Source organism: Nonomuraea aurantiaca (assembly GCF_020215705.1).
GTDB classification, from domain to species: Bacteria; Actinomycetota; Actinomycetes; order Streptosporangiales; family Streptosporangiaceae; genus Nonomuraea; species Nonomuraea aurantiaca.
This window is the reverse complement of the sequence record NZ_JAIWNB010000030.1, coordinates 24,377-50,171: the sequence shown is the minus strand read 5'-3', so window position 1 is coordinate 50,171 and position 25,795 is coordinate 24,377. Positions and strand designations below refer to the sequence as shown.

21 protein-coding genes and 2 pseudogenes are annotated in these 25,795 nt (G+C 68.5%); 14 read left to right on the top strand and 9 right to left on the bottom strand.

The window, feature by feature from the left end; translation table 11 throughout:
• The first annotated feature begins 18 nt into the window (after nucleotides 1-18).
• The gene (locus LDL49_RS45385; protein WP_225301141.1) at nucleotides 19-783 is read left to right on the top strand and encodes a bestrophin-like domain; all 765 of its coding nucleotides are present in this window, start codon (nucleotides 19-21) and stop codon (nucleotides 781-783) included.
• A complete protein-coding gene (locus tag LDL49_RS45380) occupies nucleotides 780-1,379 on the top strand; it encodes a hypothetical protein (protein WP_225301140.1) in 600 nt (199 codons plus the stop codon). The genes LDL49_RS45385 and LDL49_RS45380 overlap by 4 nt, the downstream gene beginning before the upstream one ends.
• A 195-nt stretch (nucleotides 1,380-1,574) precedes the next feature.
• Here the strand turns inward: LDL49_RS45380 and LDL49_RS45375 are convergent, their stop codons facing one another.
• The gene (locus tag LDL49_RS45375) at nucleotides 1,575-2,315 is read right to left on the bottom strand and encodes an SDR family oxidoreductase (protein WP_225301139.1); all 741 of its coding nucleotides are present in this window, start codon (nucleotides 2,313-2,315) and stop codon (nucleotides 1,575-1,577) included.
• A gap of 129 nt (nucleotides 2,316-2,444) precedes the next feature.
• Here LDL49_RS45375 and LDL49_RS45370 point away from each other — a divergent pair, with 129 nt between their 5' ends.
• Nucleotides 2,445-3,380, top strand: coding sequence for an AraC family transcriptional regulator (locus tag LDL49_RS45370; RefSeq protein WP_225301138.1), 936 nt, complete (start codon nucleotides 2,445-2,447; stop codon nucleotides 3,378-3,380).
• A gap of 175 nt (nucleotides 3,381-3,555) precedes the next feature.
• On the opposite strand, the gene LDL49_RS45365 is transcribed toward LDL49_RS45370, so the two are convergent.
• Nucleotides 3,556-3,930 (bottom strand): DUF1330 domain-containing protein, encoded by a 375-nt coding sequence (locus tag LDL49_RS45365; RefSeq protein WP_225301137.1) that lies wholly within the window; start codon nucleotides 3,928-3,930, stop codon nucleotides 3,556-3,558.
• 79 nt (nucleotides 3,931-4,009) lie between these two features.
• Between LDL49_RS45365 and LDL49_RS45360 the strand changes: the two genes are divergently transcribed.
• Complete coding sequence (locus LDL49_RS45360) at nucleotides 4,010-4,606, top strand: TetR/AcrR family transcriptional regulator (protein ID WP_225301136.1); 597 nt, start codon at nucleotides 4,010-4,012, stop codon at nucleotides 4,604-4,606.
• 153 nt (nucleotides 4,607-4,759) lie between these two features.
• On the opposite strand, the pseudogene LDL49_RS59885 reads toward LDL49_RS45360, so the two are convergent.
• Nucleotides 4,760-4,837 (bottom strand): annotated as a pseudogene (locus LDL49_RS59885) (hypothetical protein); the annotation flags it as partial.
• 17 nt (nucleotides 4,838-4,854) lie between these two features.
• On the opposite strand from LDL49_RS59885, the gene LDL49_RS45350 reads away from it, so the two are divergent.
• Both LDL49_RS45350 and LDL49_RS59465 read left to right on the top strand, forming a co-directional pair.
• Nucleotides 4,855-5,178, top strand: coding sequence for an MmyB family transcriptional regulator (locus tag LDL49_RS45350; protein ID WP_225301135.1), 324 nt, complete (start codon nucleotides 4,855-4,857; stop codon nucleotides 5,176-5,178).
• Nucleotides 5,179-5,256: 78 nt separating this feature from the next.
• Nucleotides 5,257-5,334, top strand: a pseudogene (locus LDL49_RS59465) (Mu transposase C-terminal domain-containing protein); the annotation flags it as partial.
• Nucleotides 5,335-5,355: 21 nt separating this feature from the next.
• Here the strand turns inward: LDL49_RS59465 and LDL49_RS45340 are convergent.
• From LDL49_RS45340 to LDL49_RS45330, 3 genes are all read right to left on the bottom strand, one after another.
• A complete protein-coding gene (locus LDL49_RS45340; protein ID WP_225301134.1) occupies nucleotides 5,356-5,523 on the bottom strand; it encodes a hypothetical protein in 168 nt (55 codons plus the stop codon).
• A 352-nt stretch (nucleotides 5,524-5,875) separates the two neighbouring features.
• A complete protein-coding gene (locus LDL49_RS45335) occupies nucleotides 5,876-6,826 on the bottom strand; it encodes an alpha/beta hydrolase (RefSeq protein ID WP_225301133.1) in 951 nt (316 codons plus the stop codon).
• Nucleotides 6,823-7,731, bottom strand: coding sequence for an NmrA family NAD(P)-binding protein (locus tag LDL49_RS45330; protein ID WP_225301132.1), 909 nt, complete (start codon nucleotides 7,729-7,731; stop codon nucleotides 6,823-6,825). The genes LDL49_RS45335 and LDL49_RS45330 overlap by 4 nt, the downstream gene beginning before the upstream one ends.
• Before the next feature lie 147 nt (nucleotides 7,732-7,878).
• Between LDL49_RS45330 and LDL49_RS45325 the strand changes: the two genes are divergently transcribed.
• Nucleotides 7,879-8,766, top strand: a complete 888-nt coding sequence (locus tag LDL49_RS45325; RefSeq protein WP_225301131.1) for a LysR family transcriptional regulator — start codon at nucleotides 7,879-7,881, stop codon at nucleotides 8,764-8,766.
• Nucleotides 8,767-9,292: 526 nt separating this feature from the next.
• Complete coding sequence (locus LDL49_RS45320; protein ID WP_225301130.1) at nucleotides 9,293-9,691, top strand: NUDIX domain-containing protein; 399 nt, start codon at nucleotides 9,293-9,295, stop codon at nucleotides 9,689-9,691.
• A 401-nt stretch (nucleotides 9,692-10,092) separates the two neighbouring features.
• On the opposite strand, the gene LDL49_RS45315 is transcribed toward LDL49_RS45320, so the two are convergent.
• Complete coding sequence (locus LDL49_RS45315; RefSeq protein ID WP_225301129.1) at nucleotides 10,093-10,812, bottom strand: hypothetical protein; 720 nt, start codon at nucleotides 10,810-10,812, stop codon at nucleotides 10,093-10,095.
• Nucleotides 10,813-11,439: 627 nt separating this feature from the next.
• On the opposite strand from LDL49_RS45315, the gene LDL49_RS45310 reads away from it, so the two are divergent.
• Together LDL49_RS45310 and LDL49_RS45305 are read left to right on the top strand one after the other, a co-directional pair.
• Nucleotides 11,440-12,081, top strand: coding sequence for a hemerythrin domain-containing protein (locus LDL49_RS45310; protein WP_225301128.1), 642 nt, complete (start codon nucleotides 11,440-11,442; stop codon nucleotides 12,079-12,081).
• A gap of 91 nt (nucleotides 12,082-12,172) precedes the next feature.
• Nucleotides 12,173-12,874, top strand: a complete 702-nt coding sequence (locus LDL49_RS45305) for a hypothetical protein (protein ID WP_225301127.1) — start codon at nucleotides 12,173-12,175, stop codon at nucleotides 12,872-12,874.
• Between the two features lie 128 nt (nucleotides 12,875-13,002).
• On the opposite strand, the gene LDL49_RS45300 is transcribed toward LDL49_RS45305, so the two are convergent.
• Nucleotides 13,003-14,217 carry a hypothetical protein gene (locus tag LDL49_RS45300; protein WP_225301126.1) on the bottom strand — a complete coding sequence of 405 codons (1,215 nt, stop codon included), beginning with the start codon at nucleotides 14,215-14,217 and terminating at the stop codon, nucleotides 13,003-13,005.
• Nucleotides 14,218-14,370: 153 nt separating this feature from the next.
• Nucleotides 14,371-15,951 (bottom strand): glycoside hydrolase family 88 protein, encoded by a 1,581-nt coding sequence (locus LDL49_RS45295; protein ID WP_225301125.1) that lies wholly within the window; start codon nucleotides 15,949-15,951, stop codon nucleotides 14,371-14,373.
• Between the two features lie 364 nt (nucleotides 15,952-16,315).
• On the opposite strand from LDL49_RS45295, the gene LDL49_RS45290 reads away from it, so the two are divergent.
• The 4 genes from LDL49_RS45290 to LDL49_RS45275 all read left to right on the top strand — a co-directional run bounded on the left by LDL49_RS45290 (nucleotide 16,316) and on the right by LDL49_RS45275 (nucleotide 25,668).
• On the top strand, nucleotides 16,316-18,742 hold the full coding sequence (locus LDL49_RS45290; RefSeq protein WP_225301124.1) for a PQQ-dependent sugar dehydrogenase: 2,427 nt from the start codon (nucleotides 16,316-16,318) through the stop codon (nucleotides 18,740-18,742).
• A 124-nt stretch (nucleotides 18,743-18,866) separates the two neighbouring features.
• The gene (locus LDL49_RS45285; protein WP_225301123.1) at nucleotides 18,867-21,947 is read left to right on the top strand and encodes a glycosyl hydrolase family 95 catalytic domain-containing protein; all 3,081 of its coding nucleotides are present in this window, start codon (nucleotides 18,867-18,869) and stop codon (nucleotides 21,945-21,947) included.
• A gap of 6 nt (nucleotides 21,948-21,953) precedes the next feature.
• Nucleotides 21,954-23,123, top strand: a complete 1,170-nt coding sequence (locus LDL49_RS45280; protein WP_225301122.1) for a carbohydrate-binding protein — start codon at nucleotides 21,954-21,956, stop codon at nucleotides 23,121-23,123.
• A 10-nt stretch (nucleotides 23,124-23,133) separates the two neighbouring features.
• Entirely contained in the window at nucleotides 23,134-25,668 is a 2,535-nt protein-coding gene (locus tag LDL49_RS45275; RefSeq protein ID WP_225301121.1) for a carbohydrate-binding protein, read from the top strand.
• Nucleotides 25,669-25,795: the final 127 nt, after the last annotated feature.

Sequence of the window (25,795 nt, the reverse complement as noted above, 5' to 3'; positions counted from 1 at the left end):
GGGATTGGGGAGATCCTTATGCTGCAATACGTAATCGCGGCCGTGGCCGCGGTGGGTGTGGTGGCGCTCGCGGCCACCCTGTTCAGGCTCACGAAGAAGGGCAGCGACGACAACGACGCCGGCGGACCGTCGGCGGGCCACGCGGGCGCGATGCTGTCCGCCCTGTTCCTCCTGGTCTTCGCCATCGCGATCATCGTGCCGTGGACCACCGCCGACACCGCCGGCCAGAACACGCACACCGAGAGCCAGGCCGCCGTGGAGGCCTACTGGTCGGCGTCCGGCCTGCCTGGCACCGCCCCCGACGTGGTGCGCGCCGGGCTGCGCGACTACATCACCTTCGTCGTCCGAGACGAGTGGCCCGTCATGCAGCGCGGCTCGATGGATCCCGTCGGCACGGAGCGGCTCGACGCGCTCCGGGCCCGCGTCGCCGCGCTGCAGGTGACCGCCGACCAAAAGGAGGCCAAGACCGCGGTGCTCGACCACCTCGCGGCGCTCGCCTCCGCGCGTGCCCAGCGCACCGCCGACGCCGCCGCGACGCCGCCCGACGGGCTGCTGGCCCTGACGATCCTCACCGGCCTGCTGGTCGTGCTGTTCCCGTTCCTGGCCGGAGCGCGGCCGACGGGGCTGGCGGTCCTGCCGCTGCTGGCGATGGCCGCGATGCTCGGCTTCGGTGTCTACCTCACCTGGGACATCTCCCACGCCTTCGACGGGCCGCTGGCCGTGGGGCCCGAGGCGTACAAAGGCGCGCTGCAGGAGTTCGCCCGGATAGCCGGAGGCGTGTGACCGTGGGGGCCTGGCGCATGCCGCTGCTCATGGCGGGCACGCTGTTGGCGCTGTCGGCGAGCGCTCCCGCCGCGGCCGACCCAGATCCGGGCGACGTGTCGGTAAAGGTCGGCGTCGAGGCGACCGTCTGTGTGGACGTGCCGCTGGTGAGCGTACACATCGGGAAATGCGCGGCACCGGCGGCGCAGCCACCGACTGTGGTGAAGCCGCCGACCGGGGTGAAGCCGCCGACCGTGGTGATCGTGAAGCCGCGCCCCGTCGCCACTCCGAAGGCGACGCCCAGGGTGCGGGTCGTGATCACCCCCCGCCCCGCGAAACCCAAGCCGACCCAGTGGCCGGCCCATCAGCCGATCCGAAACCCCGTGCGGGTGCCCCACGTCGCGCCCCAGCCCGTCCGCGTCAAGCCGGCGAAGCCGACGCCGAAGCCCACGCCCACTATCAAACCGACCCCCAAGCCGCCGGTCGCCTACGTACGCGCCTATCGCGCCCCGCCGCCGCGCCCGCGGAAGAACCCGCTGGGGACGGTGCTCCTGATGGTGGTCCTCACCACGGCCATCGCCTCCACCACGGCTGTGGCGTTCGCGGCCGTCAGATAAAGAAGACCTCCCGCTCGGCGAACCATCGGGCCGCCAATGCGCCGTCTCCAGGCCGCCGTCCTCGGCGACAATCGGCGTCCACGTCGTCGTACCCACGGCCAGGATGGCGGCCTGTAGCGGATTGATGATCGCGCTGAACTCCTCGCCGCGGGCGCCGACCATTGCTCCCTGCCCGCCCGCGGCCGGCCCAGTGCGTCACTCGGCGGAAGCCGTCTCCAGAACGAAGGCGCGAGGGTCGCCGGCAAGCGAGGCCTTCGCGGCGGCGCCGAAGCTGTCGGCGATGATCTCGATCTTCCCGGCCTCGACCCCGTCGAGGGCGGTGCGGACGATGCCGACCGGGTCGTTCATCACGCTGTCCGGAAGTGCGCTCCCCAGGACCCTTTCCGCGTAGGCCTTCATGGTCTGTGTGGCCGTCGGCCCGAACACCAGGCCGGAGACGAGGGTGCCCTGGCCGGCGAGCTCGAGCCGGACCCCGTTGGTCAGGCTCCACTGCGCGGACTTGGCCACGGCGTAGGCGTTGTTGCCGTCGTAGCTCTGGAAGGCCAGGACCGACAGGACGTTGAGGATGGCGCCCCCGCCGTTCTCGGCGAGGATGGGGGCGAAGGCCCGGATCATGGCGAGAGTGCCGTAGAAGTGGGTGTCGAGGGTCAGCCGGATCTGGTCGAGGTCACCGTCGACCAGGTTCACCCCCAGGGAGACCCCGGCGTTGTTGACCAGCAGGTCGACATCGCCGGCGACTGCCGCCACCGCCGCGACGGACGCCGGGTCGGTGATGTCGAGCGGCAGCACCTCGGCCCCGGGAAGGTCGACGAGCTCCGGACGGCGGGCGGTGGCGTACACCTTCGCCGCGCCCCGGCGCAGCAGTTGCTCGGCGAAATGCCGGCCGAGGTCGCGGTTGGCGCCGGTGACGAGGGCAGTGGCTCCATGCAGTCGCATGTCTCTCCTTGGGGTCAGGCCCGATGAGTCCGGGCGTAAAGAACCGTACGAAGCGCGAGGTGCATCAGTCGATGCCTTTCTGACGCAGAAAAATAGCTATTTGCCTCATTCAGCGGCTACGATCACCTCATGGATCTCCTGGCCGACGTGCTCCAGCTGTCCGGTGTCCGTGGCACCCTGGGCACCCGGATCGAGGCGGGTGGAAGCTGGGCGCTGATCCTGAACGACTATCCCGGCGCGGCGATGCACGCCGTCACTGCGGGCGGCGCCTGGCTCACCGTCGCGGGCCGTGAGCCACGGGAGCTGGCCGCAGGCGACGTCGTTCTGCTCCCGGCCGGGACGCGGCACGGCCTGGGCAACGAGCCCGGCACCGAGGCCCGAGCGTGCGACCAGCAGGCGGCGGCACGCGCACGCCAGAGCGGTGAGGTGGTCCGGCTCGGTTCGCCGCCGGTGCGTACGCGAATCGTCACCATCCACTACCACTGCGATGCGGCGGTACGCACCCAGGTGCTGACCAGGCTTCCCGACCTCGTGCACGTCAGCGCCGACGTGGGGGCCGCCTGCTTCGACGACGCCGTACGCCTGCTCGGCCGCGAGCTCGCCCATCCGCAGATCGCGACGACGGCCGTGCTCAACAGCCTGGTCGACATCATGCTGATCCAGCTCCTGCGCGCCTGGCTGGCCACCGGGCCGGCCGAGCAGCGCGGGACCTGGCTGGGCATGCTCGGCGATCCGATCGTCCGCCAGGCACTGGAGCGTATTCATCACGATCCCGCACGGCCATGGACGACCGCCACCCTCGCGTCCGCGATCGCGGTGTCGCGCGCGACGCTCTCGCGGCGCTTCCCGGCGGCCATCGGGCAGAGCCCCGCGGCCTACCTGACGCAGTGGCGGATGGACTTGGCCGCCGTCCGGCTCCGCGACACTGATGACTCCGTCGAGGAGGTCGCGGCCGCCGTGGGATACAGCTCCGTTCCCGCCTTCAGCCGCGCCTTCACCCGTACCCACGACCAGGCGCCGGGCCGCTACCGCGTCGATGCCCGCAACCGGGCGCTCGCCCGCTGAAAAGCGCGAGCGCCGCCGGGACCACCATCCCGTACGCCAGGCTCGTCGTCATGGTCAGCCGTGCGCCCGATGGCGCTGTCGTGAGGCGCAGGCGTTGCGCTTGCCGGACGGTGTCGTAGTGGTGGCGGATCTCAGGCCCCTGCCTCGGGATTGCCGTGCAGAGGGGGTGTGGGCATCAAGCCACAGCCGTGAGCGGCACGGTCGGCTGCAGGACGGATTCCAGCAGCGCTTCACTGCGGAAATGGGACACCGCGCGGTACTCGGGGTCGCGGATCATGTCGGCGAACGCCTGCCGATTCGGGTAGCGCACCAGCACCACCATGTCCCAGGCCTGCCCGTCCTCGGCGACCAGCGGCCGCTCGCCGTCCCCCAGATATTCCACCTGCAGCCCATATCGTGCGTTGAGCGCCGGGCCGAGCGCCTCGGCGTAGCGTTGATAGCTCTCGCGACCACCGTCCGGGCGGAACCGGAGCAGGTTCAGCATCACTACGGGACCACCCGGATCCTCGGCCAGCAGGACATCCAGGGCGCGCTCATCGATCTCGATCATTGGAGACCTCCATTCGGTTGAGGCCGTCACTCTTACATACTTGTTGGTCAGCTGACAAGTTTGTTATAGGCTTCCCCGTATGTCCACCGCTCGCCGCACTCAGAAGCAGCGCCGCGACGAGGCCGAAGCCGCGTTGCTCAACGCCGCCGCCGCACTGGTCGTCGAAAAGGGGGTCCGCTCGCTGACGCTGGCGCGTGTCAGCGAGCAAGCCGGCTACAGCCGGGGACTCGTCACCCACCACTTTGGATCCAAACAGGCGCTTCTCGAACGCCTGGCTCAGGCATCACAGACCGGCTTCGTGCCCGGGCTCGACGGCCTGCCGCCCGGTCTGGACCGTCTGCTGCGATTGATCGGCGGATACGTCGGAATGCTCGGACAGGTGGGCGTACTGAACCGCGCCTTCCTGCTGCTGTGGGCCGAGGCGGCCACGGCGTCCGAACTGACCCCGATCTTCCGTGAGCGGGATGAGGCGTTCCGCGCGGACCTGCGCGAGGACGTCACCGCCGGAATCGCCGACGGCACCGTCCGCCCTGATGTCGTACCCGACGAGGTCGCGATCGCCGTAGTTGGGCAACTCCGCGGCATCGGGCTGCAACGGCTTCTCGATCCCGAGGCCGTCGACACGGAACGACTGCGACACTCGGTCACCGAACACTGGCGCAGGGCGCTGACCTGACTCCAGTCCGGGCCGCTTGGGGGCAGGAGTAGCGGGCCCGTGGCGGTGCAGCGCACAAGGGCGTGCAGTTCCGCGTGGTCGGTGACGTCGGTGGTGACCTACAGGGCGCTGTGACGCGCGACGCTTTTTGGCAGGGTTCCAGATGAGGTCCTGCAGGGAACGGCCCAGCCGATCCAATGAGGGCACCACAAGGGTGTCGCCGGGGCGCAGGTAGTCCAGCGCCTTCCACAGGTCCTCGCGCTCGGCGCATGCAGGCCGCCGACAACCCCACCGATCCCCGGCTCGCAGCCCTGGTCGGCGAGCTGTCGGTCACCGACCCGCAGTTCCGCCACTGGTGGGCCGCCCGCCACGTCGCCCACCAGGAGTTCGGCACCAAGACCATCCACCACCCCGAACTCGGCGACCTCACCCTCGACTGGGACGCCTTCCAATGGGCCGGCGACCCCGACCAGCAGCTCATCACCTGGTCGGCCCCGCCCGGGTCACCCACCCAGGAAAAATTCCGCATCCTCAGCTCCTGGATCGCGGCCACACCGGCCCGCGACGTCACCGAAAGGAGGACCGACGCATGACCTGGCCCGTCGGCGACCTCCGTCGCCGCCCCATCTGCGGCCGCTAATCCGACCCGTGGCTCGGCAGCCAGCCGGTCGATCACCTCCGCCTTCGGCCTGCGCTACCTCGGTCCCACCCTGGCCGGCTTCGTCGGCGAACCCGTCATCATCCGCTACGACCCGCACGACCTGGCCGAACTACGGGTCTTCCACCGCGACGCCTTCATCTGCCGCGCCATCTGCCCGGAACTGGCCGGCGTCACCATCAACCTCAGAGAGATCATCGCTGCCCGGCGCGCTCACCGCCGCCACCTCAAGCAGGAACTCGCCGACTACGCCAGTCTGGTCGACCAGCTGCTGGCCCACCGCACCGGCCTACCGCCCCTCTCGACCAAACCCCGCCCGAACCCCTGGCCCGGCGCCGATTGAAGATCTACCGCGAGGAGTAGAGGAGCAGGCACTCATGCCCAAACGCTCCAACCCCAACAACCCCAGCCCGTGGCGGGCCGACCTTCCGAGCCTGCACCCTCCGACCTGATCTCCACCAAAGAACATCGCATGTTCTGCGAGTTCGCCGACACCGTCCGCACCAGCCGCTACATCGGCCTGTGCTACGGTCCACCCGGCGTCGGAAAGACCCTGTCCGCCGAGGACGACGCGGTCGGACAGATCCACGTTCAGGTTTCTCCTGGCGGCGCCAGGTGGGACGGAGCAGGTGTCAGTCGGTCAGATGGGTGGCGAGCCAGTCGAGCATCGGTGCCGGGCGGCGCTGGAACTCCAGGTAGCCGTCCCACCGGGCGGTGGTGCCCTCGATCCACTGCAGCTTCTTGTCGGCGGTGGGGATGTTGTCGAACATGGTCTGTACGTCGCTCGGGTGGGTGAGCACGTCGTCGTGCACCTGGTAGAGATAGGTGGGAATGGTGATGTTCTTCGCCCACTGAGCGGGGTCGCGGCGGGCGAAGCCGATGCTCGTGCGCGCGACGATGAGCTGCTCGAGCTGGTCCAGACGGTCGGAGAGTCCCATCAGGGCCAGGCGCCGTCCGATGATGACGCGAGCGGTTACGGGCTGGGCCGCGAGTAGGCAGCGTACGCCGTCGAACGCGTCGGGGAACTGCGTGATGGCGGCGAAGGTCGAGCCGGCCCCCAGGCATCGGCTGAACAGGCCGATGGCTGTGTCACGCGTGTCGGGACGGCGTCGTACGTAGTCCAGCGCACCGGCGACATCGCGGGCCTCGTAGATGCCGCTGGAGGTGATCCCACCGTTGCCTTCACCACTGTGGCCGTGATTGCGCAGGTCATAGGCGAGCACGTGGTATCCGGCATCGTGGAGGATCTTGTAGTCGGGGGTGAAGTCGATCTCGAAGCCGTTGCCGCTGGCCGCCCACTGCGCGTGCCACGGTTCCAGGTGGGCGGGCAGGCCGGAGCGGGTGAAACCCATGGGGTGGTTGGCGATGACGAGCCTGTCCGAGCCCGGGGCGGGGATGAGCCAGCCCTCCAAGGGCACACCGTCCCGCGCGGGGAAGGTGACGTCCTCCCAGTCCAGTCCCTGCTCAGCGGGGGTGTGCAGGATCGGGGAGCGCCGTTGACGGCTGAAGGCGTCGGCAAAGCCCTCCAGCATGGACGTGACCTGTCGTTCGGTCATCATGCCGCGTGTTCGTACATCGCTCATGAGTCTGCTCCTTCCGCGGATCGGCCGGTGACGGCGGGGAGGAGGGTGTCCTGGCACCACTGGCGGAAACTGGTCGGTGTGCTCGTCTGCGGGGTGCGCGCCACCGCGTTGTCGAGACCGGCGTCCTTGGCCAGTGCCATGTCGAGCAGCCCCTGCGCCATGGCCTCGGAGGCGCCGAACCGCGTCATCCGCTCCTTGAACGCCTCACCGGGGACCTGCTGAAAGCGCACGGGACGTCCCAACACCTCAGTCATGATCTGCGCCATCTCGTCGAAGGAGATGTCCTCGGGGCCGAGCACAGGTACCTCGCCGACACCGCTCCAGGATTCGTCCAGGAGCAGATCCGCAGCGACCGAGGCTATGTCGCGGACCGCGCATGCGGGCATCCTGCGGTCGCCACGGATGGGCGAGGTGAACGTGCCCTGGGTCTTGATCAGTTCTGCCTGGCGCAGCACGTTGTCCATGAAGGAGGGCATGGTCAGAGCTCGGTAGTTCACGCCCGTGCTCCCGATCAGGTCGTCCATGGCTAGCGAAGCCGTCACATGTCCGGCATTGTCCGCCAGCGGTGTGCCGCGGCCCAGGGCGGAGATGCCGACCACCCGCTCGACCCGCTGGACCCGCAGGGCCTCGCACGCCGGCCGGGTGAAGTCGAGATAGGCCGACTCCAGCGAGGGCGCCCGCGGGTCTGGCGGCGTCAGCCAGAACACGGCCCGCGCACCGTCGAACGCTTTCGCGGCCACCTCCGGGTCCCCGTGCGAGCCCTCGACGACCTCGACCCGCTCACGCAATGCCACGGGCAGCCGGGCAGCGTCCCGAACCACCACCCGGATGGGCGCATCCTCGGCCACGAGACGCTTGAGCACCTGCCCGCCGATCTGACCGGTGGGCGTAGTAACAACGATCACGACAGCTCCCCATCGCACATGAGCGGCGACCATGGGCACGACGGACGAACGGCCGGGCCCTCATGGTTCCTCTTGGCGCTGCCCAGTAAAGGCGCGTCGGCGATGAATCAGAAGGATCAATTCGGATCGCACTGATACCCTGAAGGTATGAGTGACCTTGAGGTGCGGCAGCTCCGCTACTTCATGACCGTCGCGGAGGAGCTGCATTTCGGACGCGCCGCGGAACGACTGGGCATGGCCCAGCCGCCGCTGTCCCGCGCGATCCGCAATCTGGAGCGACAGCTTGGCGTCCAGCTTCTGGAGCGCACCACCCGGCAGGTGAGGCTCACCCCGGCGGGGCAGACCTTTCTGGAGGATGCCCGCATCGCCCTCGACGCGATCACGGCCGCCGCGGAGCGAGCCGGCAACGCGGGAAAGACCACGCCTGTCCTGCGCGTGGCGTTGAAGGCAGACTACGACGGCGGGCTCCTCCCCGCCATCCTCGCCGCCTACCGCACACAGGAAGCCGCCCTCCCGGTGGATCTCGTCCTGGGCGGACGCGGGGAACAGCTGCCGGCCCTGCGCCAGGGGCGTGCTGACATCGCGCTGCTGCCGCGGCCCTTCGACGACCACGGCCTGGACAGCGAACCGCTGCTGTCCGAACCCCGGCTGGTCGCGCTGGCGGCGACCGACCCGCTCGCCGATCGTCCTCAACTGCGCCTGGCCGACCTTGGCGGCAGAATCCTCCCCGACGGATCACCCGCCGGCCAGGACGGGCAATCGCCCCGCTCCACGAGCAACGCTTCCCCCGCTGACCGCCCCCGGCGCCTGGACATGTCACAGATCTTCAGCCTCATCGAGGTCGGCAGCATCATCTGGTTTCCGCCCGTCTCGGTCGCCCGCCGCCATCCCCGCCCGGGCATCGCCTACCGGACCGTCGCAGACCTCCCACCCCTCGAACTCGCCCTCGCCTGGCCGCAACACTCCCGCTCACCCGCGGTCGCCGCCTTCATCCGCGCCGCCACCAGCGTCGCAGCGGCAACCCCTGCCGCCTAGCCGCAGTGGAGACCAGTGGACAGCGTGGGAAACGACAACGCCAAAAGTTCGGCGTGTGCTATCTGTCGACGCAGACGTTGTGGTCCTACCATTCCAAGGGCTTGGCCTGTACTGGATGACCGCCACTGGGCCCCTCCAGCTACCGCCGGCACTGGGCGGCGCTGCGCTGGACGGCCCGCCGCGCCGAGAGCGACCACACCCGACCGGTCACCGTGTGTTGCCCGCCCACCGCTGGACCCCGCTCCGCTACACCGACCTGGGCGCATGATCGTGAAGGGGCCCCCCAAGCCGGGTCCCGTATCTGCCCAAGCGTCAAGTCATGGCCGTGACAAGGGGATTTGGAACAGGCGGCTTCTTCTGGCGAGCGAGTTTTCGAGGGTAGGGCTGGTGCCGCCGCCCTCCATATGATCGTTTCTATGTACAGGATGATCTCTCGATCGTCGGCCCGTGTGCTACTGATCGACCATGTCGATCGGCTTCTGCTCTACCGCGGCTTATTGCTCCAGGTGGAGGCTCCTTTCTACGCATGGTTCACGCCCGGAGGCGCTATCGACCCCGGGGAAGCCCGCGGCAAGCGGCTGCCCGGGAGCTACGTGAGGAGCTCGGTCATGTTGTAGACCCAGAGGCTCTTGGACCGGTGGTGGCGACAAGTTCAGGGACATGGTCCATGCACGGCGAGGACTTTTTCGGACACGACTCCTACTTCGTGCTGCGTGTGCATGAGCTGGAGGTGGATACCTCCGGTATGGACGAGGAAGAACGCGCGGTGACCGACCGTTTCCACTGGTGGACGCCGTCTGAGCTCGCCTCGGCAACCGAACCGGTCGTGCCGGGGGAGCTTGCTCCATTGCTGGAACGTCTCATTGGCGGAGACCTCCCGGCAGAGCCGGTCGTCCTGCCATGGCACTTGCCGGACAACCTTTGATCTTGATCTGATCGCCTGTACCCGACACGTCAGGCCGTGACGTTCTGGCGAACCGGAAGGGCCCATGGTTCGTCGTATATCTTGCGTCTCCGCAGGCAGTGGTACAGGCAGTCGAGCATCCGGTTGAGGTATTGCGCAGCGCGCTGGAGTGCCGGTCGCCGTCGTCCACTTCCGTGGATGCAACCCTACGAGGCCGCAGCCCGGGCGCCCAAGATGATGCCCCACCTTCTGGCAGGCCCGCGGTGGGTATGTCCAGGTGCCATCCGCCTTGCTGCGTTCCGCCGCCGCATGGCGCCCTGGCGGTGGCCGCCTGGGGGATAAGAGAGATCGCATCAACGTTGCGGGTCCCAGGGCATCTCAGCCCTGGAACCCACGGAATGGAGCGTGAAGCCGGGTACTGCTCAGCGGTTGTAGACCCAGATGGTCCCGACATTGTCGTTCAGGAGCGACCCGAGGTAGGGCACCGGCAACCCGAACTCCTGGGAGGAGGTGCCCGCTCTGTTGGCGAACCTCGCGGTGTTGCAAGGACCTGAGCCTCGGGCCGAGCTGAGGATGTGGCTCCAGAGGCCGAACGTGGTGTTGTTCACGTCTAGCCGGTAACCCGCGCGGTCACACGGACCGTCGTCGCCGAAGACGTTTGTCGACGCCCCGTGGTAATCGGTGTCCGAATACCAGGTCATCAAAAGGTCGGCCGCGAGCGGCTTCATTGTCGAGTTCGAGCCGTCTTTCGACGTCACTTGGAGCATCTTCTCCCGCGCATTGGCGGCCGAGCTGTCATCGCAAGCGCGAGCAAGCACCGGCGAGGGCTTTTCCTCCGTCGACTTACCGATGAGAACGGCGCAGTAGCGGTCTGCCCCTGTCCCCGCGGCCGTCGCATCGGCCTTGACCGGGCCGAGCGAGACCGCAACCGCAGCCACGGCCAGGATCGCCCCCATCCGGGCCAGGAGATTGCGTGACTCTACACGTACCATTGTGGTGATCCTCTCTTTTACGTGTACCTGCTGATCGCCATGCCGGATGGCCGATTGTGGGCCACCCAACCAGCCGGCGCATTTGTGTGCCTTTTCTCTTTCCTCCTTTTGGTTGGCGCCGTTGGTGATTTCACCAATTCGTTGTGTCACTCGCAGTTCCGCGTCGGCGTGCTTACGACCAGATCGTCCTTCGGTCGATTGCCGACATGTTGAGAATCATCGCAACGATCGCTGTCGCCACGCTGTCGTAGACCTTTCACCGATAAATCTCCGGCACGTCGACAGCAGGTATTCCAGGACGGCGCGCGTATCGAGGCTTTATGCCGCCATCCCGAAGACGGTTTTCGGGACGGTCGGCGGCAACCGCGCCGTGCTCGCATTTCCGCGGGAGCGATCTGCCGCGACCGTCCTGCAGAGCGTCGGCGTGTCAGCCGCAACGGAAAGCTGATCGACTGGGATGTTGATGCTGCAAGCTCTTCGAGGCGATGTTCGAAACGACGTTTCCGTACGAGGAGCGCTGGCCGGGCACCGACAACGACGCGGCGCAGGCCCGGCGCGGCGGTTGGCCTCTGGAGCGGATCACTTGTGGCGCAGCCCGGCGGCGGGCCGACAGGCCGTGGTGCGGGCGTTCCTGCGGCAACTCGCGCCGCGCGAATGAGCGGTGTCCGCGTCGCGTGCCCGGCCCGTGTCCAAGAAGCGCAAACAACTGCTCCGTTGTCCTCCAACTTCGCGTACGACCGTCCTTGCCGGGTAACGGGGCGCCAGAGAGGGGGAGCCATGACATTGGACGCCATCAGCATGATCAAGTCAGACCATCGCGACGTGGAGCGGCTTTTCGGCCGGCTCAAGAAGGACACCGAGGATCGTCCGGCCCTCCTGGCCGAACTTGCCGCCAAATTCGTCGCTCACTCCAGAGGGGAGGAGGAACTGGTCTACCCGGAGATCGCCAAGACCGTACCCAGTGAGAAGGATCAGGTCCGAGAGGGAGCGGAGGAACACCACCAGGCAGAGCGGATGCTGCTCAGCCTCCTGGACGTCGACACCGACACGGCGGAGTTCGACACGCTGCTGAACGAGCTCGTTCAGGCGGTCACCCACCACGTTCAGGAGGAGGAGAGCGAGATCCTCCCAGCGCTCAAGAAGGCGGTTTCCCGCGAGCGCCTGAACGAGCTCGGCCGAGCCTTCAGCGAACGCAAGGCGCAGGAGATCCAGCACGGTCTTCCGGTGGGGAACGGTCACAAGGCGGGCAGCGGTAGCAAGCTTGGGGGCGGTAGCAAGTCGAGGAAGCCGAACCGAGGAGCCAAGGAACCGAGCAAGGAGGACCTGTACCACCGCGCCCAGGAGGCCAAGGTCCCGGGCCGCTCATCCATGACCAAGGAAGAGCTTACCCAGGCGCTGCAGAAGAGCGGCAAGGTCTGATCAACGCGTGGGCCGCCTCGCAAGATTGGGGCCTTCGGCCCGGCCAAACTCAGCGAGGGCGCCGGATAATGGCAGGTAGGAGGTGATTTCGATGAAACAGAGCCATGAGCTCCGTTGGGGTGGAGTGGCAGGCGTCGCGGCCGTGGTGGTCGCACTCATCGGACGCCTGGTGATGGGCAACGTGCCGCAGATCACGGAGTCCGCGATGACGATCTCGGGATATCTGGCCGAGCGCCGGGGCCAGGTCATGGCGGCGGCACTGCTGTACGCCATCGCGACCGCGCTGTTCCTGTGGTTCGGCGTGGCGCTGGCCACCGTCTTCCGTCGTTCGGACGAGACCAGTGACGCGCCCGCGATGGTGCTCGCGGGATACGTTGTCCTCGCCGCCACCGGATTCATCGGCATATCCGTGTTCGCCGGGATGACCTACGCGGTCACCACGCATCGGCCGCTGCTGGCCATCGCCGCAGGGCCCTATATCGCGCTGACCGTGATGGACGCCATCATGGGAATCGCGCTGGCCGTGCCCTTCGGGGCCTCGGCCGCCGCCATCATGCGCACGCGCGTGTTTCCGCAGTGGATGGCCTGGTGCGCGATCATCGTCGCCGTGGTCAGCGTCCTGAGCGCGTTCACGGTCGCGAGCACCGGGGGTCCGCTGGCGCCCGGCGGCGCGCTGGTGGCGATCGTGCCCGGGGTGCTCACCGCGCTGTGGGTGCTGGCCGCGAGCTGGCTGCTCATCCGCGAGCATCTGCCGATCCCGAGCGCCGGGATAAGGCCGGTGATGGGCCACTAGCCTCCGCCACGAGCCACGAGCCACGAGCCACGAGCCACGAGCGACCGGCGACCACGCCGGGTGCCCGAGCATGTGTGGAACCGACCGGTCCGGCATGCTCGGCACTCGGCGAGGGGTGATAGAGCTGCTCAGTCTCCGTGCAGGCCGTCGGGGTCGCAGTAGTCGACCTCGTCCGTGGGCTTGAAGTTGGACACGATGATCTCGCGGACGAACCGGCCGCCGCGTGGCACGTCCTCGGCCGACACCTCGTAGGTGAACTGCTGCATCGTCCGAAGCCGCGTACCGCCGATGACGATCGGGCGTCTGACCAGGTAGACGGCCGCCCACGGGCAGCAGTAGTAGCTGCCGTACGGCTTGCCCCCGGCGTCGGTGGCGTAGGTGATGGCGCCACTGGCGAACGCGGCGTCGATCTCGGCCTGGATACGCAGGGTGTGGGCGCGGTCGGGGTCGTACTCCCACATCTCCTTGATCGCTTGCCGGGCACGGGGATCCGCCTGCCAGACGCCGCGTCTTTGCGGGTCGGTCAGGCACCAGGGATCGAAAGCGCGGGCGTTCACCGGCGGCACCGCGACGGGAGGCGTGGCCCGTCTCGCGTCCACCCCCTTGTAGCCGGCGATGAGTTGCGGCATCGCGGTCAGCTGGCCGAGGTGGTAGTAGATCTCCAGCGCCCGCTGCAGCCGCTGCTCGATCGCCTCGTGCATCCGCGGGTTCGGGTCGGTGTCCAGCAGCCCCTCGGCGTAGTCGGCGGCGGTCGCGGCCTCGGCGGCGAGCTGCCTGAGCCGCCGCAACGCGTCCAGGTGCCGGTCGGCGTCGGCGACCGTCTGCTCGAAGACGCCGAGCGCGACCTCGGCATGCCGGCGGATCGAGCGGGACGCGGCCAGCATGCCGTGCAGGTGCGGCAGTGGACACGGGCTGGCCTCGGCCCACTCCGGCAGGTCGGCCGGGAGGAGTAATTCCCGCTCCACCAGGTAGCCGGGATTGCCCGCCGCCTGCCGCGTCCGCGATACCCAGCCTTCGACCTGTGCGAAGCACGCGCCCACCTGGTGGGCGGTCACCGGCGGCACGAATCCGGAGGTGCGGGGGTCGGCGGTGTAGTCGGCGTCCAGCAGGTGCTCGCCGATGGCCTGGAGGACGAACGCGTTCCACACGCACAGCAGCTGCCCGGCGGCTCCCTGCGGGCCGTGCCACAGGTTCACCCCCTCCAGGGCCAACCGGCGCCGGAGGCTTTCAGCCTGCTCCAGCTCGGTGTACACGATCCCGCCTGCCCGCCGGTACGCTTCGAGCTCGTCGGCCCGGACCTCTCCCTTCAAGGCAGCGGCCATCCGCGTCATCAAGGTCCCCATGCGATCCCCATCCCCGTGCGCCGTCCGTCGTAGCGTAGGTCGGATATGGGTGATGATCGCGGAGTAGCAGGAACATTTTGATCACGACTCCATCGGGTGCGTGGCCACCCTGGGACCGACGCGGGCGCGCCGGTCCCAGGGGAGCCGCGAGGGTCAGCTGCCGGGTCCGACCCGCATCATCTGCTCGTTCATGATGAGGAAGGCGCCCAGCCCGTGGAAGTCGTTCACCGGGCGCCCCCGGTTGAAGTAGTAGCTGAGCGAGTCGCTGGCGTTGGTGCCCTCGCTGACGTCGACGAGGTTCGTCCGGCCGTCCTGGCCGAGTGAGATCTTGTTCAGCACCCCCTGGTAGCCCCGGTCGGCGTTGGCGCGGTAGGAGGCGTCCACGTACCCGCGCTCGACCGCCTTCGAGATCGTGTACGTGTACATCGCCGAGCAGGACGTCTCGGTCCAGTTGGCCGAGTTCGTCGTCTCGGTGACCACCTGGAACCACCGTCCGGTCGCCGGGTCCTGCCAGCGGGCGTAGGCGGGCACCAGGTCGCGCACGATGTTGATCAACGCGGCCCGGCGGGGGTGGTCGGCGGGGATGAGGTCGAGGATGTCGATCGTGGCCATGCCGAACCAGCCCATGGCCCGGCACCACGAGATCCCGTTCGTGTTGCCCAGCGACGGCTTCACCCAGGAGGCGGTCAGGCCGCCGGGCTCGTCATAGGCGTGGTAGAGCAGCCCGGCCGCCGTGCCCGAGGTGCGGCGCAGGTGGCTGTGGTAGACCTCGATCTGCTTGGCCGGCTCGGTGCTGGTGAAGGTGTCGCCCGCGACCCAGGCGCCGTAGCGGGCCAGGAACGGATCGACCATGTAGACACCGTCGCCCCAGAGCTGACCCTGCCGCGAGTCGGAGGTGGAATGCCACCAGCCGCCGTCGGAGGTGCGCGGGTAGGTGTTCAGCCGGTTCCGGATCTTGGTGGCGGCGGTGCGGTAGCGGGCCTGGCCCGTCTCCTTGAACAGGGCCAGCAGGACGTTGCCCGCCTGCATGCTGTCGAGGTTGCTGAAGCTGTTGGAGATGTTGCCCGAGCCGTCGACGAACCGGTCGGCCCAGTCCTTGATGTACTGCAGGTAGCGGGCGTCGCCGGTGCGCTGCCAGACGAGATACTGCCCCCACAGGTACAGGCCCTGCGGGTAGCTCCAGCCGCCCAGCGAGCTGGGGGTGAAGCGGGCCATCGTGGAGTCGATGACGGCCTTGGACCAGTCGGTCCCGCCGCCCGTGGTGCCGTCGTCGACGGTGAGCGAGTCGACGTTCGGGCCGCCGTTCGCGGTCGTCGCGGTGGCCCGTACGGTGTTCGGGCCGGCGGCCAACGAGGCCTGTACGGTCACCGTCCGCCAGGTGGTCCACGCCCCGGTGCCGGGGAAGGACAGGCCGGTCGCGATGGTCGTGCCGTTGAGGGTGACGCTCATCGGCCGGTCCACCGTGGTGCCGTTGGCGTACCGGAAGATCAGCCGCACCTGCTGCGCCTGCGGCGAGTCGGTCGCCCATTCGACCGACGAGCCGCTCACGTTGTCGTAGTTGACGAAACCGGTGCCGGTGAACCCGGCGTGGTTGGATTCCACGACGCCCTGCGAGATGGTGGCGGTCTCGGCTTCGTGGAGCGTGGCCGCGGCGAGGGCCGCGGGCACGGGCTGGATCAGCAGGGCACCGAGGGCCACCACGGCCACCGCTCGATGTCGGATTCTGAGGGGCAAGGGACTCTCCCTACGCTGGTGAGCGCCACAGGTAAGACATCCTATGTCTCACCTGTGAGCTTCTGACCTGTGATGTCTCCCGGCTGCGCTGAGTGCGGTGAAATACCTGGCGCGCCTTTAAGTGCGTCGAGAGACAGATCCAACCTTTCGCCTGCCGCATAGCCAAACATCCCGGCTCTCTCCGTGTCCAGGGCGTCATGACATCCGACCTCTGCTCCGGATGACCATAAGAGGGGTTAGGAAAGTTTCCTAAAGATTGGAGCGTTCCAAGATCGGGAATCTGTTGACGGTTGTGACTATTTGTGGGAACACGATGAAAAGCTCCAATCTCTCGCCGAGATACCACCCCCGCAGGAGTGATCGAATGAACTTACGCAGGTACCGCGTTCTCGCCGGTGTCCTCGCGCTCGTCGCCGGGGCGCTGACGGTCGTGGCCCCTCCGGCCGCCGCGGCGCCCACCCGATACGAGGCGGAGAGCGCCACGATCTCGCAAGGCGTCGTGGAGTCGAACCACACCGGGTACTCCGGCACCGGCTTCGTCAACGGTGACAACGTCGCCGGATCCTCGGTCGAATGGACCATCAACGCGCCCAGCGCGGGCACCGCCACGCTGGCCTTCCGCTATGCCAACGGCACCAGCGCCAACCGGCCGAGTGACATCGCGGTCAACGGCACCGTCGTCGCCGCGGCTCGGGCGTTCAACGCCACCGCCAACTGGGACACCTGGGCGACGGTCACGCTGACCGCGCCGGTCGTCGCCGGCACCAACACGATCAAGGCCACCGCCAGTAGCGCGGGCGGCAACCCGAACTGGGACTACCTGGAGGCCGAGGTCGCCTCGTCCTCGAACTTCACCGACTACCAGGCCGAGAGCGGCACGATCTCGCAGGGCGTCGTGGAGGCGAACCACGAGGGCTACACCGGCTCCGGTTTCGTGAACTACGACAACGTGGCCGGCTCCTACGTCGAGTTCGCGGTGAGCGCCGCGACCACCGGGCCGCAGACCCTGACGTTCCGCTTCGCCAACGGCACCACCGTGGACCGGCCGATGAGCGTCACGGTCAACGGTACGTCCATCGCGGCCAGCCAGTCCTTCCCGGGCACCGGCGCGTGGACCACGTGGCAGGAGATCAGCCTCAACGCCACGCTGAACGCCGGCGGCAACACGATCAGAGCCACCGGCACCACCGCCAACGGAGGCCCGAACCTCGACCGGCTGCGCGTCAGCGGCCCCGGTGACACCGAGAAGCCGACCGCCCCTGGTCAGCCGGTGTGCAGTGACATCACCTCCAACAGCATCCGGCTGGACTGGCCGACGTCGACCGACAACGTCGGCGTCGTGGCCTACGACATCTTCCACCAGGGCACCCAGATCGCCACCGCGCCCGCGCCGCCGTACACGGTGACGGGGCTGAACGCCGACTTCCCGTACCAGATCTCGGTGTTCGCCCGGGACGCGTCCGGGAACGTGTCGCTGAGCAGCCCGGAGGTGAACTGCCGCACGCTGCCCGCGCCCGCGGACAACCCGCCGTCGCAGCCCGGCCAGCCCACCGTGACCGGTGTGCAGCCCACCTCGGCCACCGTGACCTGGGCCGCCTCGACCGATGACAACGGCGTGCGCGCCTACCTGATCCGGGACCACGCCACCGGCACCGTGCTGCAGACGGTCACCGGCACGCCGCCCGCGACCAGCAGCAGCGTGGCGCTGGAATGCGCGCACACCTACACGCTCGACGTTGTCGCGCGGGACAGCGCCAACCAGCTCTCCACGCCGAGCGCGGCCTCCGCCTCGTTCACGACCGGCGGCTGCGGCACCGTGCCGCAGACGCCGACCACGATCGCCGGCGGCTGGGACATCCCCTGGGACATCTCCTGGGCGCCCGACGGCTCGTACGCGCTGGTCACCGAGCGGGACTCGTTCAAGGTATTCAAGATCACCCCGTCGGGAACCAAGACGCAGGTCGGCACCGTGCCCAACGTGGTGACCACCGACGGCGAGGGCGGCCTGTTGGGCCTCGACTTCTCGCCCACCTGGAACGGCACGACCGACCAGGAGGTGTTCTTCATGCACACCGCCTCCGAGGGCAACCGCATCGCGAAGATGAACTTCAACGGCACCACGCTCAGCGGCTACAGCGCGATCCTGCAAGGCATGATCGACAAGAACCGCTACCACAACGGCGGCCGCATCAGGTTCGGCCCCGACGGCTACCTGTACGTCACCGCGGGCGACGCCCAGCAGAGCAGCAACGCGCAGAACCTCAGCTCGCTCAACGGCAAGATCCTGCGCATCACCAAGACGGGCGCGGCCGCTCCGGGCAACCCGTTCAACACCCGCGTCTACAGCTACGGCCACCGCAACCCGCAGGGTCTCGCGTGGGACTCGGCCGGTCGGCTGTGGGAGTCGGAGCTGGGCAACTCCTCCAGGGACGAGCTCAACCTGATCCAGCCGGGCAAGAACTACGGCTGGCCCACCTGTGAGGGCACCTGCAGCACCTCCGGCATGACCAATCCCAAGTACACGTGGAGTGTCTCGGAGGCCTCGCCCAGCGGCATCGCCATCGTCAACAACACCGTGTTCATGGCGGCGCTGCGCGGCCAGCGGCTGTGGCGGATCGTGCTCAACGGCGAGAACGTCTCGACGGTCAACTCCTACTTCAACGGGACGTACGGCCGGCTCCGCGCGGTGGAGAAGGTGCCGAACGCCAGTGCCATCTGGTTCGGCTCCACCAACTCCGACAACAACGGCAACGGTGACGCCGACGTGATCAGGCGCTCCAACATCCAGTGACGCACTGGTGATCTGGCGCTCCACCCCCCTGTGACGCACGCCCCCCCGCCTGGCGGCGGCGCTTCGGCGCGCCCGCCTGTCCCCCCGGAGCACACCCCCCACAGCAGCTGGAGAACCTCGCGTGATGGAACCTGACGACAGTGAGAGTAAGCCGACGCGCCGGGTGGTGCTGGGCGGCGCCTTTGGCACCCTGGCCACGGCGGCGCTGAGCGGCACCACCGCCATCCCCGCTCGTGCCGAGGCGCGGTCGGCGCCCTGGACGCTCGACGTCCGGATGACCTCGGACGCCCAGTGGGCCGCGTTCCTGCGGGAGCAGGACCTGCTGTGGGGCAAGCTGCCCACGGTCTGGCACGAGGGCCCGTTCCTGGGCGACGGCCTGCTCGGCAGCATGATCTACAAGGAGCCGGACGCCAACAAGATCCGCTTCACCACCCAGCACGGCCGCGTCCAGGACCACCGGCCGGAGTTCGGCAGCGGGTTCGGCACCTGCAGGCTGCCCGTCGGCCATCTCACGCTCGACCCCGTCGGCACCATCACCGCCGTCGACTGGCGGCTGAGCCTGTGGGACGCCGAGCTGACCGGTACCGTCACCACCTCGTCGGGGAAGATCACGTTCACCGCGTTCATCCATGACGAGACGTTCGTGGCCAGCGCCTCGGTCACGGGCGGTGAGCAGGTCCGGTGGACCTTCCACCCGGAGGTGGCCGACAGTCCCAGGCAGGCGTCGGAGGATCCGCCGTCCGGCTACACGCACAACCCGGCCTACACCACCAAGACCACCGGCGACGTCAAGCAGGTGCTCCAGGGGCTGGCCGGGGGAGGGCAGACCGCCACCGCCTACCGGCAGAGCGGCAACCTCCTGCTGCTGTCGGTCGCCCACAGCTTCCCGTCCAACACCGCGGCCGAGACGACCTCGCTCGGCCGGATCCAGAACGCGGGCTCGTACGACACGCTGCGGGCGGCGCACCGGACCTGGTGGCACGCCTTCTACCGCAAGAGCTTCGTGTCCATCCCGCACCAGCGGCTGCAGAGCTTCCACTGGATCCAGCTCTACAAGGTGGCCTCCGCCACCCGCGCGGGCGCGCCGGTGATGGCGACGACCGGCCCATGGCTGGAGCCCACCCCGTGGCCCGGCGTGTGGTGGAACCTCAACGTGCAGCTGGAGTACTGGCTCATCCACGGCTCCAACCACCTGGAGCTCGACTCGGTCACCAGCACGCTCGACCAGAACCGGGCGCAGCTGACCGCCAACGTGCCCAGCGCGTACCGGAGCGACTCCTCGGGCGTGGGCCGCAGCTCGGACATGTTCGCCAACCGGAGCGTCGGCACGCCCGGCAGCGGCGCCGAGGTCGGCGACCTGACCTGGGCGCTGCACAACGTGTGGCTGTCCTACCGGCACACGATGGACGACGGGCTGCTCAGGGACACGCTGTTCCCGCTGCTGCGCCGGGCGATCAACTACTACCTGCACTTCCTGGCCAGTGGCAGTGACGGCAAGCTGCACCTGCCGAGCACGCTGTCGCCCGAGTACCCGACCGTCCCGCCGCAGGACACCAACTACGACCTGGCCCTCATCAGGTGGGGCTGCCAGACGCTGCTCGACTCGGCGGCCCGCCTGGGTATCGACGACCCGCTGAAGACCAAGTGGCAGCAGGTGCTCAGCACGCTCGTGTCGTACCCGACGGACACGAACGGCTACATGATCGGCGGCAGCACGCCGTACGCGCAGTCCCACCGCCACTACTCCCACCTTTTGATGATTTATCCCCTCTACCTGGTCAACTGGGATCAGACGGGCAACCGCTCGCTGATCGAGAAGTCGATCGTCCGGTGGCACGCCCTGACCGGCGCCCACCGCGGCTACAGCTACACCGGCGCCGCCTCCATGTACGCCATGATGCGGCGGGGCGACACGGCGCTGTCCTACCTGCTGAAGTTCTTCGACCCCTCGACGTCGTATCCATGCCGGGCCAACACCCACTACACCGAGGCCGGACCGGTCATCGAGACACCGCTGTCGGCCTCGCAGTCGATCCACGACCTGCTCTGCCAGAGCTGGGGCGGCGTCGTCCGCGTCTTCCCCGCCGTACCGGGCTCGTGGCCCGACGTCACGCTGCACGACTTCCGCACGCAGGGCGCCTTCCTCGTCTCCGCGGTACGGCAGGCGGGCACCACCCGCTTCGTCCGGGTCAGGAGCCTGGCGGGTGAGCCGCTCAAGCTCGACCACGGCCTGACCGGCACGGTCACCGCGGTGCTCGACGACGGCACTCCGGCCACGGTCTCGGACCTGGGCGGCGGCGTCCTGGGCATCACCCTGCCCAAGAACCGTGAGGTGCTCGTGTACGCGGGCGCGGTCCCCGACCTGGTCATCGCGCCGGTGCCGATCGCCACGCCGGGCGCCGCCTGGGGCCTGCCGGGCGCGGTCACACCGCCGCCGCCGGGCCGCTACGAGGCGGAGGACGCGACGATCTCGCAGGGCGTCTTCGAGAACTCCCACACCGGTTACAGCGGCACGGGCTACGTCAACGGCGACAACGCGGCGGGCGCCTTCATCGAGTGGGCCTTCGAGGCGGCGGCGGCCGGCACGGCGACGATCAAGCTCCGGTACGCCAACGGCACCACCACCAACCGGCCGTCGGCGATCGCGGCCAACGGCACGACGGTGTTCGCCACCCGTGACTACGCGAGCACCGGCACGTGGGACACCTGGGCCACCGACACCTTCACGGTCCCGGTCAACGCCGGGGCCAACACGCTGCGGGCCACCGCGACCACGGCCAACGGCAACCCGAACATCGACTACATCGACGTGGCGCCGGCCTCGGGGGGCGGCACCGACTACCAGGCCGAGGACGCCACGATCTCCCAGGGCGTCGTGGAGTCCAACCACACCGGCTTCACCGGCGCCGGCTTCGTCAACTTCGACAACGTCGCCGGTTCGTACGTCGAGTTCACCGTGACCGCCGCGCAGGCGGGCGCCGCCACGCTGACGCTCCGCTACGCCAACGGCACCACGATCAACCGGCCGCTGGCCATCGCGGTCAACGGCACCACCGTCAACCGCGACTTCACGGGCACCGGGAGCTGGGACACCTGGCAGACCGCCACGCTCACCGTCCAGCTCACCGCGGGGGCCAACACGATCAGGACGACCGCCACGACGGCCAACGGGGGCCCCAACCTCGACAAGATCACCATCGGATAGGAAGCCATGGACATCACCCGACGCCAGCTGGGGACCCTCGTAGGCGCCGCACTCCTCACCCCGTACCTGCCCGCCCGCCCGGCCGCGGCGGCGGTCGCCTGGCAGCTCATGTGGGCGCCGGAGGCGTCGTCGGTCGGGCTCGGCGCGTTCGAGACGATCGAGGACGACCGCGCCGACTCCCACCCCGCCGGTCAGCCGCACATCTTCGCCGAAGGGAACAACTTCCGCTTCAACATGCACACGGTCGACCGCGACACGATGACCGACCGGCAGCGCCAGGAGGTGACCGGCACCCGCAACCCCAGTGGCTACCTGCAGTGGCTGAAGGGCGAGACGTGGCGGGTCACGTACTCGATGTTCATCCCGAGCTCGCTGAAGGCCACCACGACCTTCACCCACATCAGCCAGACGAAGATGCCGGGCACCGGCGGGCTGCCCATCACGACCACCTCGTTGCGCCGGGTGAACGGCGTGCAGACCATCGAGCACACGATCTACGAGCAGGGCATCCTGGTCGGCCGGACCAACCTGGAGCCGCTGCAGGACAAGTGGATCGACGCCGAGTACGAGATCAAGATCGGCGACGGCAGCGCGGGCTCGGTCCGCTGGGTGCTGCGCGACGGGAGCACCACGCTGGTCGACGCCACCAAGACCGGCGACACGTTCCTGGGCGACCGGGTCCGCCCCAAATGGGGCATCTACCGCTCGCTCGGCGACACCTCGGGCTCGCTGCAGAACTGCTACATGCTGCTCACCAACATGCGGGCCTACAAGCAGGTGCAGGTCACCGCGACCCGCCTGGAGGCGGAGAACGCGACGATCTCCCAGGGCGTGGTCGAGTCCAACCACGCCGGCTTCTCCGGCACCGGCTTCGTCAACTCCGACAACGTGGCGGGCGCGTACACCCAGTGGGGGTTCCAGCAGGGCACCGCGGGCCCCGCGACTCTCACCATCCGGTACGCCAACGGCACCTCCGCCAACCGGCCCATGGACGTCACGGTCAACGGCACCGTCGTCGCCTCGGGGCTGAGCTTCGCGGGCACCGGCGCCTGGACCACGTGGGCGAGCAAGACCGTCAACGCCACCCTCGTCGCGGGCGCGAACACGGTCAGGCTCACCGCCACCACCGCCAACGGCTGCCCGAACCTCGACTACCTCGACATCACCGGACCCTAGGAGCACGCATATGTCCCGTGTGTCGCGTACGGCGGTCTTCGCCGTACTCGCCCTCCTGCTCGGCCTGCTCACCGCACTTCCCGCCCGGGCCGACCTGCAACACCCGCGGCAGGCGTTCCTGCGCAACTCGATCGCCGGCGTCTTCCTGCACTGGGGCGAGCGCACCTCGCCGCAGCACACCAGCTGCAGCGGCTGGGAAGCCGACGTGACCAACGGCGGCTGGAGTGCCTCCTACTGGGTCAACGAGGCCAAGAAGCTGCACGCCCAGTACATCGTCCTGGCCACCTTCCACAGCAGGCTCGGCTACGCCAGGCCGTACCCGTCGTCGATCCCCGGCTCGTGCCGCACCACGCGGGACTTCCTGGGCGAGCTGATCGACGCCGCCGACGCGCAGGGACTGAAGGTCATCAACTACATGACCGACGACCCGCAGTGGCACAACGAGGGGCTCAGCTCCGGCGACTGGCTCAACTCCTCGGCCTTCTCCAGTTACGTCGGCCACAACGTGGACCTGACCACCCGTGACGGGTTCGGGGAGTTCAGCTACCTGCAGTTCTTCGAGCAGATGCAGCGCTATCCGAAGCTGGCCGGGTTCTGGATCGACAACGACAACGCCTACTGGGAGAGCAACAACCTCTACGCCAAGATCTACCAGCAGCGCTCGGACATGACGATCTCGAACAACAACGAAGACACGCCGATCATGGACATGATCAGCAACGAGCAGAAGACCGGCATGACGCCCTCCTACGACTACCCGCAGGCGGTCTACACGGCGCTGCCGAGGCTGATCGAGGCCGACTTCAAGCTGCCGACCGGCGGCCCCTGGTGGTACGGCGGCTCGGACCAGGCGGTGGACCGCAAGCTCACGCTGGGCCGGCTCATCACCAACGCCGGATCGTCGGTGAAGGCGCTGATGGCCGAGACCGCGATGGTCAACGGCAAGTTCCCCGCCCAGCAGGTGAGCTTCAACAACTTCGCCAACACCTATCTGGAGGAGATCTGGGAGTCGCTCGGCGGCACCGAGGGCGGCGGCTACATGTTCGGCGGGCTCAAACCGGGCTTCTGGAACAACGGCGCCCACGGCGTGACCACGATCTCCAAGACCGATCCCAACCGGCACTACATCCACGTCGTCACGCCGCCGTCCGGCAGCACGCTGTCCGTGCGTGACAACGGCTACCGGATCAGCTCGGTGACGAACCTGCGTACCGGCTCGCCGGTGACGTTCACGCAGGCCAACGGGACGCTGACGCTGAGCGGCATCTCCTCGTGGGACCCGTACGACACCGTCTTCAAGGTGATCTCCAGCGGCCGTGAGGGCATCTACAGCGGCGTCTCGCTGTCGGCGAGCTCCTCCACCAGCGGCCACGGCGCCTCGGCCGCGGGTGACGGCGACTACCTCACCTACTGGGACAGCAACGCCGCCGAGCCCGCGTCCCTGACCTTCGACCTGGGCTCGGCCAAGCGGATCCAGTACCTGGCCGTCAACCAGCGGGAGGACTCGACCGTCTACCCCTCGTCCGGGTCGGCCCGCATCTCCGGCTACCAGGTGCACGTCAGCAACGACGGGTCGAGCTGGGGGAGCGCGGTCAAGACCGGCACCGTGCCGAACGCGCGCGGCGTGCAGTTCATCGACCTGACCGCCACCACCGCCCGCTACGTCAGGCTCACCAAGACCGGCCACCACGGCGTCTCCCGCTGGCGGGTGGACGAGGCGTGGGTCGGCGGCCAGTACGCGGCCGGCGGCACGACACCTCCGCCGGGCCGCTACGAGGCGGAGGACGCGACGATCTCGCAGGGGATCTTCGAGAACTCCCACACCGGTTACAGCGGCACGGGCTACGTCAACGGCGACAACGCCGCCGGGTCCTACCTGCAGTGGTCCGTCACCGCCGCCGCGGCGGGCACGGCGACGATCAAGCTGGCGTACGCCAACGGCACCACGACCAACCGGCCGTCGGCGATCGCGGTCAACGGCACGACGGTGTTCGCCAGCCGTGACTACGGCAGCACCGGCACGTGGGACACCTGGGCCACCGACACCTTCACGGTCCCGGTCAACGCCGGGGCCAACGCCATCCGCGCCACAGCGACCACGGCGAACGGCAACCCCAACATCGACTACATCGACGTGGACGTGACCCCGGGCGGCGGCGGGACCACCACCGACTACCAGGCCGAGGACGCCACGATCTCCCAGGGTGTGGCGGAGTCCAACCACACCGGCTTCACCGGGACCGGGTTCGTCAACTACGACAACCTCGCCGGCTCCTACGTCGAGTTCTCGGCGAACGCCGAGTCGGCCGGGAACGCCACGCTGACGCTGCGGTTCGCCAACGGCACCGCGGCCAACCGGCCGATGGACGTCACGGTCAACGGCACCCTCGTCTCCGACGAGCTCGCCTTCGACCCGACGGCGAACTGGGACACCTGGACGACCAAGTCGATCACGGTCCCGCTGAACGCGGGCGCCAACACCATCCGCGCCACCGCCACCACGGCCGGCGGCGGTCCGAACCTCGATCGCATCACGATCGGTTGAACCCCGGCCGTCGTGCGGGCGCGGACGCTTCGCACGGCGGCCAGCACCAACGGAGGCCACGGCCCACAAGGCGCACGTCGCGGCGGCGCGCCGGCTCCACCGGAGGAGCGTTCCCCTGGACAGTCCC